We start from the raw sequence: 13,293 nt of genomic DNA on the forward strand, positions 1-13,293 counted from the left end.
AAACAGTAGGTTACACCTTAATTTGGTGTATTTGGGTATAGATGCCAGTGCTCTTCTGAGCCAAGATGGCTTTCCCAAAGAGATTGATAAAGTGAACAACGTCTTAACAATTCGTCGTGAGTACCACTATCACAAAGGGCGCCATGATCCATCACCAATATTTGGTCAGCGCGAGTTATCGTGCTCAATCGGTGAGCGATAACAAAGACCGTTTTATTCTGGGTAAGAGAATCAAACGCCTGTTGTATCAATTGTTCGTTTTCAGGATCGAGAGAAGCTGTCGCTTCGTCGAGGAATAAAACCGGAGATTGCTTTAAGATGGCGCGGGCAATGGCAAGGCGCTGACGCTCGCCGCCAGACAGCGTACCGCCATCCACCCCTAGCGGTGTATCGTACCCTTGCGGTAATGCCATAATCGTATCGTGAATATTGGCAAGGCGAGCAGCCTGCTCCAGTTCTAACTGGGTGGCATTAGGATCACCCAACCGAAGGTTATTAGCGACGGTATCCTGAAATAGTGCAGTTTCCTGAAATACCATAGTCACAGTGTCATACAGTGCCTGAGTTTGATAACGATGGATATCATTCCCACCCAGACGGATTTCCCCCTTATCCAGTTGATAGAAAGAGAGCAGCAGATAAGCCAGCGTGGATTTACCACTGCCGCTGGGCCCGACAATAGCAGTCATACTGCCTTGCGGAGCATAAAACGACACGTTTTGGATAGCGGGTTGATTCGTACCTGGATAACTAAACGAGATATTATTCACTTCAACATCATATTTGTCAGGCGCCGCTAATGGCCCGGAAGCTTGCGTGGCAACAGCTTCTATTTCTGCAATATGAGTTTCTCCTACTTGCGTTAAGGCCGTGATATTGAGCAGGGGGATGACTCCACGTAGAGGGGTGATCGTGGCAAACAGCAACAGAATAGTGATAAGCATTTCCGACAGCGTTAATGCTTCTGGTGCATTAAAGCGCAGGGCGCCCGCCAGAATACCAACAACCACGCTGGTATCAATGATGATGTAAAACAGGCTCAGTAGCGGAATACTTCTGAATACCCCACGGCGAAATGCAACCCGTAATTGGTCGATTTCGCGATCAAAACGCTGTTCTACCGTCGTGGTCGCTGCCGCAGCACGAATAAAGGACATACCTTGAGCGTACTCGACAATCGCTTCGGATACATCAGCCATCATAGTGGCACGTAACCGCAATATTTCATTCAGTTTTTTACGGATAGCCCCCAGGATGAACATCCCAACCATCAGCACCAATAATGCACTGCCGGCAACTACCCAATCGAACCAGAATAAAGCCAAGTAGATGAGGGTCAGCATCATCACCTGACAAGCGATTTGCGGCGTGGTATAGGCTGACTGATTTTCTTGCCATTGCACATCTTCTGATAACGTCAACGCTATCTTTCCGGCACTCAATCCTCTAATCGTGGCGATAGACATACTCACAAGGCGTTGTAGCAGGGCGCGACGGATTTCTATGCCCAAACCATAGGCGGCAATGGTGAGTTTGCGTAATGCGCGAGCCATAAAAGTAAATCGCAGCAACAGCAAAATAATCAATAATCCCAACGTGATAAGCGGCAGCATCACATTGTCACTTTCCCCCAGATGGGTAATAGCCCAGGCAGCAATAGCAAGTTGAGCCATAATCGCAACGGTATCAAATTGTTTATATAACAACCCTTTAAACCAAACTCTTTGCAGTTTTGGTGATAGATGTTGCTGGAGACGATTAAATAGCCCCATGATAATTTGCTCCTGTCCCGGTTTTTTCTCCCCGCCAAGCGGCCCACTGTCTGGCGTATGCACCTTGCTGTACGACCAGTTCTTCATGGGTGCCTTGTTCGATAATCCGTCCTTTATCTAAAACCAGTATTCGATCAAGATGACGGATAGTCGGCAGGCGATGAGCAATGACAATCACTGTCTTATTGCGGCATAAGGCATTGAGCGCCTGTTGCATCTCTTTTTCACATTCTGGATCGGCATAGGCTGTAGCTTCGTCTAATACAAGAATTGGCGCGTTTTTCAGAATAGCGGCAGCAACGGCAATACGTTGTTTTTCACCCACCGATAAACTTACGCCGCCGTTCAGTACCGTGTCGTAGCCTTGTGGTAATTGTCGAATAAATTGATCTGCTTGTGCTGCGATAGCCGCCGCTTCAACTTCCGACAGTGAGGCATTAGGACGGGCTAGTCGTATATTATTAGCCACCGTATCGTTGAACAGAAGCACACGCTGGAAAACAAAAGAGACGTTATTGCGTAGCGTCGGTTCATCCATATTACGGATATCAACACCGCCAATAGTCACCTGACCATGTTGCGGGTCCCAAAGACGGGCGATAAGACTCGCCACTGTAGATTTACCCGAACCACTGGCGCCGACTAAAGCTAATGAACTTCCCGCTGGTATAGAAAATGAAATGTTGTCTAATGCATTCTCCTGTTCATCCTGGTAGGAGAAACTGACATTATGCAGCGCGACACTGTGATCCGCCGGCGTTTGGCTTTGGGTACAAGGCGCCAGTTCAGGTTGATTCATTAACCAACGATAGCGGGTGATTAACGCCTCTTGCTGTTGCAAACGTGTCATCACAGCGAACATGGATGAGGCAATATTGCCAAATGCCATTGCCGCCAGAATAAAGAAAGTGAATTCGAATAACGTGATCTCTTGTCGATTTAATAGCCAGACCGCCAAAGGGAGGACAAACAACAAGTTAGCACTGGATAGCACGAAAAACCGACTGGATTTGACCTGCACTTTCTCAACCCAGACATCAATAATCCGTGTCAGGGCAGTGAAAGCTTCTTCAGCTCGTTGCAACGCAACCTTGCCGCCTGAGTAGGTTTTTACCACCGGAATCGCATTAATAACTTCACCCATTGTTGAAGCAATACGGTTTTGAGCGGCATAAAAACGCTGAGTTGTTGTTTGAACTTTTATCTGGATATAGATGAATAACAGGCAAGCGCCCAAAGTTGGCGCGAATGCCGCCAAAGCTAACCGCCAATCAATAACCAGCATGACGCTCAATGCGATCAATGGGCCAAACAGAGTAGCTGACATCTCTGGGATGATATGGGCAATCCCATCTTCAAGCTGTTCGACATCATCTAGCATCATCTTTTTTATTTCAGTGCTGTCAGTCAGCATGAAAAAGCCCAAAGGAACCGATTTCAACTTACTGCTAATGTTGCGGCGAACATCAGCCTGCACGTCGGCAGCAATCAAATGAGCAAAAAACGTTGAACCACTAAAGGTCAACATAGCGGCAAACGTGAATCCCAATAACATGACGCCATAATTCAATAGCGAGTCATATTGCCCGTCATAGATAGATTGGGTGATCAGCCCGGCCACTGCCGCCGGCAACATTTGCAAACCGGCGGAAAGAATCGCAAGTACAATCGCAACGTAACTCAAGGTGCGATATGGACGCATCATATACCATAACTCTTTAATTACGCCGGCATCAGCCGCACGCTGCTCCGGCGAATTCTGAACAGAAGTATCATGGCTATGCATGCACATTCTCCCTTTGGAAATCATGGAATTTACGCAATGTCCAAAACAGGGCAGTGAAGGTGCAGATGAGCGCAAGCATGAAAAGGGTAGAATAGTCTGCTTTAGTTACAATCAATCCACCCAACACTGAACAGATAATTGCAATACCCATATCTGCGGATTGCATCAAGGCGAAATCCACACCGGACTGAGCGCCTGCGGCTAGCGACATCATTTGGGTATATAACGCGACAAATTTAGCAGCGGTGATTAAGGTGATGAAGACATACGCCGCTGAAAGCAGGGATAACGGCGCCTCTGGTTGCTTAGCAAGCCAGAAGATGCAGGCTAATACGATAGCTTCAAGCAACATGATAGCCAGTAATGTCTGGACAGCACCAAATTTACGGACAATGATGCCGCCAAGCAAAACACCAGATAATCCAGCCAATGCGCCGCCACTGGCGGCAATGATACCGAGCTGAGCTAAATCTACGCCGCGATCTATCAGAAATGGCGAAAGCATACCGAGTGAAAGGCGTGTACCGATCATACACAACAATATCAAAACCAGCGCTTGCCTAACCGGCGCCCGGCGGAGTGCATTCTTAATAGAGGGGGCAACCGAGGCTTTTAAAACCGTTGGCGCTTTTTCTACCTGTGTTTCCCGTAAAAATAGGGCAGGCAATGACATCAACAGAATCACTATAGCTAACACTCCTGCGCCAATGTGCCAGCCATATAGTGAAACAAGGTATAGAAACAGGCCGCTGCCTATGATGGAGCCTAAATAACCGCCGCCAACTTGCATAACATTGCACCAAGGGCGGTGCTTTGGTGATAACCGGTCAATAGCGTGACCGTCTGTAGTGGTATCCACCACAGTCAGACAAATGGTGATCAAAAACAGACCGACGATAATCAGCGGCATATGTTCGGCAGGTCTTGCCAATGACATTGAACAAAAAAGCAATGTTATTAGCAGATTACCGCAGATCATGATACGACGGGGGTTTGTATCCCCCGAACCCGCTTTACGGTAGCGCTCTATAATCGGCGCCCAAAGGAATTTAAACGCCCAAGGCAACATCAGCAAGTAGAGCAAGCCGATTTTATCCGGGGTTACGCCGTGGCTGCGCAGAAACGCCGGCATACTTTGTAACGTCAACATGCCAATCGTGCTTTGGAGGGTGTAAACACCCGCCAAAGTTAGCAGTAATAACGATATATGACGAGGATGGGAGATATTATGCGTCATAGTGCGACACTCACATCCAGCCCAACATTCAAGCCTTTATTGATCATACTGAGCGTATTTGGCCCCACGGTGAAACTGGAGACACGATACTTTTTATCGCCCAGATTTTCGCCATAGAGTTTTACACTAACCCCATGTGCCATTTCTAAACTTAATGAAGCGTCATAAAGGGTGTATCCACCCTGTTCAAGGGTATTCGCTTCATTAAAGTAGCTTTTTGAATAGTAACGGGCACCGGCATTTAAATAGAGGTTACCCGGTAACAACGTTTGATCAATCAAATAGTCAAAACTTGCATTGAGCATGACATCTGGCGCATAAGGCAGACGTTTATCGTTATAACTTATGCCATTCTCTGTATCGGTTACATCAGTGAAGTTTGATTTACCAACATTTCCCCCAAGAGAAAATTTCAGCCCTTTCATCGGCTTAATCTGGCTACTCAACTCAATGCCTTTGCTCTCTGCTTTACCCACATTGCGTATAAACTGTGCGCCGATCGGACCAACATAAATTTGTTTATCTTTCGAACGAATGTAGTAAACAGCGCTGTCTAATGTCACCGCGTTATCAAAGAACGAGGTATGCCAACCGAGTTCATAATTATCTGAGGTTTCAGTATTGTAGGGTTTTCTATCATTGGCGGAGGAGACAATGTTATTGAATCCACCGGGTTTGTACCCTTTAGTGGCAGAGATATAGAAACGGGTATCTGGCGTCAATTGCCAACCCAATGCGGCCTTAGGTGTGAACTCATTGCTGGAAACCTGGTTATCAAAAGCTTCGAGCGCCATCATGCCAGGACGGCCCGCATAATCTATCTGCGATTTTTCATGGGACAAACGCCCGCCCAAAGTCAAATCCCACTGAGCAGCAAACGGCAATTTGACTTCACCAAACAGCGCCAGCGATTGACCTTTTATTGTGTTAGCCGCATCGCCATAGTAACCGGGATAACCACTGGTATGATGCTTATTCTTTTCATCTGAAAACCAACCGCCGAGAACACTGGTAATCCCATTTGAGAAATTGGAGTTCAAACGCAGCTCTTGCGTGGCGGCGTGGTGCTTCTCTTTCCACTTACCCCCGATGAAATCACGGTAAATATCGCGATCCTGATAAGAAGTCACACTGGTTAATACACTGTCGCCGAAATCATATTCAGCCTTGAATGCATAACTGTTTACCCGGCGGGTTAACTCTGGAATAGGGCCATCGTATTCTTTTCGGCGAAATTGCTCGTCGGTTAAATAAAGTTCTTCATGGGAATCGAGATCTTCATGAGCAAAACTGAGTTCAGCACTGAACGAAGAATCCTCCGGCGCAAATGTCAGTTGCCCTCGACCGAGCCAGGTTTTGCTGGAATCAATATTTTTATCGCCGCGATTTGGCGCATCAATTTGCCCAGGCTCTTTTACCCAACGCAGACTGGTGCTGCCATAAAGGATATCTTCAATAAGCGGTATTGATCCGCTGAAAGAACCGCCTTGTTTCAGCTTAGAGTAATTACCGGAGAGGTTAAGCCAGGGGCCTTCTTTCGGCGAACGGGTGACAATATTGATAACACCAGCTTGCGCGTTTCCGCCATATAAAGTCCCTTGCGGGCCGCGTAATAATTCTACACGTTCTACATTAATTAATTCTTGTGTTAAGAACTGGTGATCCTGAGGAACGCCATCGACATAAATTCGAACAGAAGGCGAGTAGAAGTCCGGTGAACTAATACCTCGAATGGTAGTTGCTGAATAGGTTCGGTTTCCCCGTGAGCGGATTTGTAAACCGGGGAAAGCGCGCTCAAGATCTTGTACTTGAGTGATACCCGCCTGCACAAGTTCCTCGCCAGTTTTAACCAGAACGCTACCATCGACTTTATTTAATGCTTCTTCCCGTTTATTGGCCGTCACAATCAAAGCATCTTCTGTCGCGCCAGGCGAATGTTCTGCCCATACCACAGGCGAAATTAAACAACATAAGACAGACGCCTTAGCATATTTTTTTTTCATATAAATAACTCGTTATGCACTGTTTAAATCATGTTTTACGAAAATTAAGTATGGTAAAACAAAAAACCTAACGGGAGACTATCGATAGTATTCCATCAGGGCTAACGGAATAGGGACAAAAGTAGCGCATTACGCACTATTGATAATGATTCTCATTAATGATAAAGTGAGTGACATTCACAATATGCATATATATATAAAATAAAAATATAATGCCTTTAATATGCAAAAAACACTGTTTTAAGTGCGAAAGCACTTTTTAACCGGTATCCGATGCTAATTTTACAGGGGATCTCATGAAGACGATCTATAGCAAGAAATTAGGAGTTTTCACGGCTGACCATTGCAATTGCATGCATTCACATGCGGAGAAAAATAACACACATACGCCTTTATTAACTGAGGAATTATCTGACGGAATTCATATAAACCGAATTCGCTTTGAGCTTAACAAAGATGTCACAGAATATTGTGAAGGGCCGCCAACGGTATCAATTGCGTTTATTTTAAGCGGGAAAGGGAAAATGGCGATTGAAAATGGCGATGTTTTAGATATCAATTCAGGAACGATGATATTTTTCCATTCCCCTAAAATAACGCGTGGCATGAACTTCTTTGGTTGCGGATCATGGCATATTCTCGATATCCGTTTTTCGTTGAACGAAATTGAAGCTCAAGAATTACCCCCATTCACCCAATTAGCGGCTGGCTTTGAGAAGAACGCCAGCTATAGTGATGTATTGATGATGGCATGCCCCATTTACCCGCCATTTATGCAGATAGTGAATCAAATAGAAGAGTGCCAATTAAGTGGCAGTATAAGAAAGGTTTATTTAAAAGCAAAAGCGTTAGAAATACTCGCTTGCGTAGCGTCTCAGGTTTATGATTGTCAATATAATGTGATCAGCGGGTTGCAACGCCGGGCTGTTTATAATGCAATAAAAATAATTAACAGTGATTATCATTACCCTTGGACGATAAAATCATTATCAAGAGCAGTTGGCTTGAATGAACGGAAATTAAAAGAGGGATTTCGTGCGGTTGTTTTTCGCACTTTCCATCAATATCTGGAGAATGTCCGTATGACAACCGCAGAAGATTTATTGAAAAAAGGCATGAGTGTGATTGATGTTTCTACCGCAGTGGGTTATTCCAGTCCAAGTCACTTTTCTAAACGTTTCCGGCAACATTATTTGATCAATCCTAAAGCATGGCAGGCGAAATACGCTGTTAGTCACACCTTATTAACAGAAAATCTCGTAGCCGGGAACTAGCTATTCAATTGACTCTAGCGCAAAGATGGCCATTTTACATGGCCACTTTACGGATAGGGGTATCGCATAATTTATATGTTACGCCAGTATTATATTATCTACCAATAAGCTGTCCATGCTGACGCCAATCAAAGTGACTGAGTTTTGGCCGAAAGTAAACACCAAATTATTGTCCACCATAGAAGCATGATCCAGATAATTACTTTTATCACTGCTGCCTTCGGTACCCAAGAACACCAATTTATCGGTCTTATTGTAGCCATAGATGATATCTTGCCCAAACTCGCCGTTGAACAGGAAAGTATTGTTATTACCCTGACTTTTCATGACATCGTTGCCTTCACCACCGACGAAAACATTATTGTTGCCGAAGCCGATCAACGTATCATCACCATCCAGACCGAACAGCCAGCTACCGGAGGTTTTAGAAGTCAGTGTATCATTCCCATCGTTGCCGGTTACTGAATTAGCGTATTTCGTTACTCCACGGCTGGAATACAAACCATCGGCTTTAACTTGAGAATCCACCTGTTTAGTCAGAAATAGCCAGGTACTTTCCTTACTTCTTATCGTCGAAATATCCGTAGCAACGGTGATACCACCTTGTGCATCACGCACATACAATGTCCCTGCCTTGTCATAGGCTATTTCTGCATTTTTTAGTGACTTCTGTAAGTCAAAGGTATTATGACCTTTTCCGCCGGCAATCATGTTAAATCCCCCGTCATCACGGAAGATATCATTGCCATCGCGCCCTTCCAGATAATCGTTTCCTCTACCACCTTTAATGAGGTCGTTGCCGTCGGTACCAATAACAAAAGTACTACCTGTGTGTTTCTCAGCATTCCGGTTCAAATCTTGTACCCAAGTATTTTCACGGGTGACATTGGAAAGATTGCTGACAACAATAGTAGAGTCTTTATGAGTTAGATTGTAGAACGTTGACTCCATAATACGTTGCATGCCGCTCTGATAAAACGGCGTCACATGCGAAACCCAGGTTGACAGATTAGCAATAGAGAAGGGCAATATATTCCACCAATTTGATGCATAGTGATCGTTAAAGTTAACAATATTATTTGTAGCCGAATCCCTTGGTACATCGTGAACACCTGGGGAGAACGCATCAACGGTGGTGCCGTTTAATACACGGAATACGGGATCATTTTCATATCCTACATTCAGCACCTTGTTACCTATTTCATACTGTGATGGCGAAGCGAAAGAGATATAATTCGACTGAGAGTAGAATCCCCCCCATTTCGTATCGCTAGACTCCGCCATACTATTCACAGCTAACCCACCCAAACTATGGCCGCTGACCACAACGTCATTGCCTGTCAAACCGTGAGCTTTGGCATAATTAGCCACATGGTCCAGCAGCCGACCAAAAGCGTTTGGCGTGTAGTCATTCGAATAGTCTTTCTTACCCAAAGCTACCAGCACATTATTCATAATGTCGCCGAATGTATCGGTAATAACTGACTCTCGAGGACCACTCGTACCACGAAACGCAATGCCAATAGAAATCAAATTACCATCAGCATCATATTTTCCCATTACCTCTGCCTGAGCAGTGGAATGACTTGATTTTTCGCCAAAAAAAGTACCGCGGGCATCAGTTTTACCCTGATAGCCTAACTCATCAGCACTGATAGTAAACCATCCCGATTCATTGAGTTTATCTCGTGCCTGTTTTTCTGCGTCCGGATTCCAAGGCAATTTAGGTGTGATACCCTGCGATGTCGTGCTGCCGAGAAGTGCGGTCACCAATGTTAATGGCATCCCTAAACCATAACCATAATTGTAATACCCCTCAGCAAATCCGCTGCCCAGATTATGGTAAGCATATCCGGAGATAATTTTTGCGTCGGAAAATAACTCTTTGGAAGTAGTGTCATCAAAGTCTTTGTACTGAAAAACACCCATGATGCATATCCTTGTTAAGTTAAAATAAGGTTAAAAAAGTGTTTTAAAAATATTAACCAGCTAGGTAAGTATAGATTGATGTAGATCATTTAAAGAGTAATTGTCTAAAAATTTATAAATTAGTGAGCCATAATGAAAATTTAATATTTTTACAAAACTTGTATTGAATAAATCTAGTTTATATGCTAATTGGTCTCGCGGGTGAGAATAAACACACTGACATATCTATTATCATCGTTGATAGTTTTTAGAAGTGACTAAATTAATAGATAACTATATGACATGACAAAGAGAGATTGATTCCATTTAATATTCTTGAAAAATATAGATGTGTGGATTGTGGTAGAAAATATTATCGCTGATTTATTTAATTTAATTGATTAAAGAAAGATAATTAAAACCCGTTATTCCATATAATGTCTTAACGTTCTTGAATATTGATTCAATATAAATTAATTCATGATATTGATATTCATTCTCCATATTAAAATAAGTCTCCATTACACCATCAATATAAACTCATTAATAAAAAATTCATGAAATAATTTATTTTTCATTTAAAGCAAGTGGTTAAATTAACATTACGTGTTGCATTCAAACAAAAGGATTATTTTAAATCGGCTAATGGATATATATCAGCGAAAGCAGATGGAGACCAAATCAAACGTGGCATTCAGGTAACTCCGCATCTTCTCCTGCTTCGAGCTTAGCTAACCAGTCATCCGCTTCTTCAAGCGTCAGGTGTAGTCCATTTTCTTGATATGCTTCCCAAGCATGCAACGCATCCTGTTTGAAAGATTCACGTTTTTCTTCACGCTCTACATAATCACATATAGCTTCACGCATTATCCAATGAGCTGAACGATGTCGCACTTCTGCCAAATACTGGATCCGGCTTTTCAAGTTATCGTCATTTACTGAGGTTGCCATTTTCTTCCACCTTAGTATTAAAAGGTAATACCTTTTAATACTGTATCATGAAATCTCCGCTTTGCTACCAACCAGGTAAAGAAAACCTTCGTTTTTCACTTGGTTGGGGCATTGGCTGAACTTGAACGTAATCTAACAAAGGGAAAGGACGCAAGCCAGACTTAAAGCTGCACGAGCCAGAGGGCAGAAGAGGAGGAATGACTAAAATTTGCTCCCCTTAGCATTATGTAGTAACGTACCTACATAAATTAGCGATTATACCGAGGTGCACCATGTCAATCACAACCTTATCGAGTCGGGAGCTTAATCAAGACGTCAGCAGGGCAAAAAAGGCGGCTAAAAGCGGTCCAGTATTCATCACAGATCGTGGCAAACCGGCACATGTCCTGCTAACCATTGAAGAATATCAACGAATCACCAAGCAGCGTCGGAATATCGCTGATGCTTTAGCAATGCCCGGTGTTGAAGATATTGAATTCAATCCACCACGTGTTTCCATTAATAGCCGTCCAGCCAATTTCTCATGATGTATGTTCTTGATACTAATATTGTCTCCGAACTTCGGAAAGTTCGAGTGGGTAAGGCTAATGCCGGTGTGGCTGCATGGGCTGAAAGTGTTGATGCAACAGAGCTCTTCCTGTCAGCCATTACCATTATGGAGCTGGAAACCGGCATCTTACAGATTGAACGACGAGACATAACCCAAGGCGCATTATTGCGCTCATGGTTCAACCACCATGTAATACCAGAATTTACTGGTCGGATCTTGCCAGTAGATATGGCTGTGGCTCAACGGTGCGCCCGGTTGCATGTCCCAGATCCATGCTCAGAGCGTGATGCACTTATCGCCGCAACCGCGCTGGTTCATGGTATGACTGTCGTCACACGAAATGTGATTGATTTTGAATTGACCGGCGTGCCAATATTAAATCCTTGGGTTTAAGGATGATAAAATATTTAAATATTCATGTTTATATTAATCAGGAAATAAACATGAATATTGATTTATTTATTAAAAATAAAAACGCTTTCATATTTCAACCTTAATGTCATATAAATTAATTTTCCATAAAAATATGGAAATAATAATTCATATACATCAATTTGTTTATTCTCTCCTTATACAAAAATAATTAACCCTGTAAGTTATAAAAACACTCCATTATTATTTTTATGAACTAGACTATGATTGGCGCCAATGGATAAAGTTATCTGCACGATAATTTAATATATTGATTACATAAGAAAACAATTTAATTAAAGAGGGGTGTATGAGCCAAAAAAATGATTTTAAAGCTTTTTCCATTAGTAATAATGCTAATGTAGTGAGTCAAGAAAAATATGAAGAAAATCAGAGTTTGCAGGTAGGATTCCCACCAGAAAATATCTCTACACATGTATTAAATAAGGCGTTACGCCAATCATCAACAATAGCTTCTGTGATAGCTAATTTTATCGCGACACAATCTGGCGATGATGTTTTGGATGATGGTGATCTAGCTAAACTCACTGCCCAATTAAACCAAGCGTTAAAACAGAAAGTTACAACAGAAATTCCCAGTGCCTCATTGACACAAAAAGGCGTTGTTCAACTGACCAATGAAATTGGCAATAATGACACATTAGCAGTGACACAAAAGCTAGTTCAGGAAATTATCAATTCATTGCGTGAAAATATTGATAGCAAAGTATCCAATAGCCGGAAAATAAATGGTAAAGCATTGACTGAGGATATTAATCTGAATGCAAGTGATGTAGGGGCTTATACTCGAACAGATGTATACACTCGCTCAGAAGTATATACACGAGCAGAAGTAGATAAACTGATTAAAACAGCCAGTGAAATTCCTATTGGTGCTCCTATTCCCTGGCCGTTAACGCATCCACCTATCGGCTATTTCACTTGTAATGGCTCCGCTTTTAATAAATTACAGTACCCGAAGTTAGCAGAAGCTTATCCTGATGGCAGATTGCCCGATTTAAGAGGCGAGTTTATTCGTGGTTGGGATGATGGACGTGGAGTAGATAGCGGGCGCAGAATTTTAACATTACAGAATGATGCGATTAGGAACATCACAGGTATAATCGATAACATAGCTCATGGAATTTCTCGTTATTCGTCAGCATCAGGGGCTTTTGTGAGAGTACATGGGAACGATACAGGTAACGCGCGAGGAGGAGGCTATACTGGAAAATTCACGTTGGATGCATCACGTGTTGTCCCAACAGCAAACGAAAACCGCCCCCGTAATATCGCCTTTAACTACATTGTAAAGGCGGAATAATAATGACCTAAGAATATAAAAGCTCATCAGGTAAGATGAGCTTGCTTATTTTCCAGCCACACTCAAATTTGGATTGA

General features: G+C 43.1%; 10 protein-coding genes. 4 read left to right on the forward strand and 6 right to left on the reverse strand.

Annotation, left to right across the window (positions count from 1 at the left end; translation table 11 throughout):
• Positions 1-17 precede the first annotated feature (17 nt).
• From TI10_RS02320 to TI10_RS02335, 4 genes are read right to left on the reverse strand one after another with little or no spacing between them, the layout of a single operon-like run.
• The gene (locus TI10_RS02320; protein ID WP_244161490.1) at positions 18-1,859 is read right to left on the reverse strand and encodes an ABC transporter ATP-binding protein; all 1,842 of its coding nucleotides are present in this window, start codon (positions 1,857-1,859) and stop codon (positions 18-20) included.
• The gene (locus TI10_RS02325) at positions 1,759-3,558 is read right to left on the reverse strand and encodes an ABC transporter ATP-binding protein (protein ID WP_244161491.1); all 1,800 of its coding nucleotides are present in this window, start codon (positions 3,556-3,558) and stop codon (positions 1,759-1,761) included. The genes TI10_RS02320 and TI10_RS02325 overlap by 101 nt, the downstream gene beginning before the upstream one ends.
• Complete coding sequence (locus tag TI10_RS02330) at positions 3,551-4,795, reverse strand: MFS transporter (protein WP_049581556.1); 1,245 nt, start codon at positions 4,793-4,795, stop codon at positions 3,551-3,553. The genes TI10_RS02325 and TI10_RS02330 overlap by 8 nt, the downstream gene beginning before the upstream one ends.
• On the reverse strand, positions 4,792-6,798 hold the full coding sequence (locus TI10_RS02335) for a TonB-dependent receptor (protein ID WP_049581558.1): 2,007 nt from the start codon (positions 6,796-6,798) through the stop codon (positions 4,792-4,794). The genes TI10_RS02330 and TI10_RS02335 overlap by 4 nt, the downstream gene beginning before the upstream one ends.
• Before the next feature lie 296 nt (positions 6,799-7,094).
• Here TI10_RS02335 and TI10_RS02340 point away from each other — a divergent pair, with 296 nt between their 5' ends.
• Positions 7,095-8,072 (forward strand): helix-turn-helix transcriptional regulator, encoded by a 978-nt coding sequence (locus TI10_RS02340; protein WP_049581559.1) that lies wholly within the window; start codon positions 7,095-7,097, stop codon positions 8,070-8,072.
• Between the two features lie 78 nt (positions 8,073-8,150).
• Here the strand turns inward: TI10_RS02340 and TI10_RS02345 are convergent, their stop codons facing one another.
• Positions 8,151-10,001: a polyurethane esterase gene (locus TI10_RS02345; protein ID WP_049581560.1), complete on the reverse strand. Its 1,851-nt coding sequence runs from the start codon at positions 9,999-10,001 to the stop codon at positions 8,151-8,153.
• A gap of 660 nt (positions 10,002-10,661) precedes the next feature.
• Positions 10,662-10,931, reverse strand: coding sequence for a CopG family ribbon-helix-helix protein (locus TI10_RS02350; RefSeq protein WP_049581561.1), 270 nt, complete (start codon positions 10,929-10,931; stop codon positions 10,662-10,664).
• A 272-nt stretch (positions 10,932-11,203) separates the two neighbouring features.
• Here TI10_RS02350 and TI10_RS02355 point away from each other — a divergent pair, with 272 nt between their 5' ends.
• From TI10_RS02355 to TI10_RS02365, 3 genes are all read left to right on the forward strand, one after another.
• Positions 11,204-11,458 carry a type II toxin-antitoxin system Phd/YefM family antitoxin gene (locus tag TI10_RS02355; RefSeq protein ID WP_049581562.1) on the forward strand — a complete coding sequence of 85 codons (255 nt, stop codon included), beginning with the start codon at positions 11,204-11,206 and terminating at the stop codon, positions 11,456-11,458.
• Positions 11,458-11,874: a type II toxin-antitoxin system VapC family toxin gene (locus TI10_RS02360; protein WP_049582139.1), complete on the forward strand. Its 417-nt coding sequence runs from the start codon at positions 11,458-11,460 to the stop codon at positions 11,872-11,874. Before TI10_RS02355 ends, TI10_RS02360 begins: the two co-directional genes overlap by 1 nt.
• Positions 11,875-12,202: 328 nt before the next feature.
• The gene (locus TI10_RS02365; RefSeq protein ID WP_049581563.1) at positions 12,203-13,216 is read left to right on the forward strand and encodes a tail fiber protein; all 1,014 of its coding nucleotides are present in this window, start codon (positions 12,203-12,205) and stop codon (positions 13,214-13,216) included.
• The last annotated feature ends 77 nt before the right edge of the window (positions 13,217-13,293 follow it).

It is taken from the genome of Photorhabdus luminescens subsp. luminescens, assembly GCF_001083805.1.
Taxonomy (GTDB): Bacteria; Pseudomonadota; Gammaproteobacteria; order Enterobacterales; family Enterobacteriaceae; genus Photorhabdus; species Photorhabdus luminescens.

Coding starts and splice junctions, on each gene's coding strand:
- TI10_RS02345 (WP_049581560.1), bottom strand. CDS start 10,001: ATGGGTGTTTTTCAGTACAAAGACTTTGATGACACTACTTCCAAAGAG.
- TI10_RS02360 (WP_049582139.1), top strand. CDS start 11,458: ATGTATGTTCTTGATACTAATATTGTCTCCGAACTTCGGAAAGTTCGA.
- TI10_RS02340 (WP_049581559.1), top strand. CDS start 7,095: ATGAAGACGATCTATAGCAAGAAATTAGGAGTTTTCACGGCTGACCAT.
- TI10_RS02350 (WP_049581561.1), bottom strand. CDS start 10,931: ATGGCAACCTCAGTAAATGACGATAACTTGAAAAGCCGGATCCAGTAT.
- TI10_RS02325 (WP_244161491.1), bottom strand. CDS start 3,558: ATGCATAGCCATGATACTTCTGTTCAGAATTCGCCGGAGCAGCGTGCG.
- TI10_RS02335 (WP_049581558.1), bottom strand. CDS start 6,798: ATGAAAAAAAAATATGCTAAGGCGTCTGTCTTATGTTGTTTAATTTCG.
- TI10_RS02365 (WP_049581563.1), top strand. CDS start 12,203: ATGAGCCAAAAAAATGATTTTAAAGCTTTTTCCATTAGTAATAATGCT.
- TI10_RS02320 (WP_244161490.1), bottom strand. CDS start 1,859: ATGAAGAACTGGTCGTACAGCAAGGTGCATACGCCAGACAGTGGGCCG.
- TI10_RS02355 (WP_049581562.1), top strand. CDS start 11,204: ATGTCAATCACAACCTTATCGAGTCGGGAGCTTAATCAAGACGTCAGC.
- TI10_RS02330 (WP_049581556.1), bottom strand. CDS start 4,795: ATGACGCATAATATCTCCCATCCTCGTCATATATCGTTATTACTGCTA.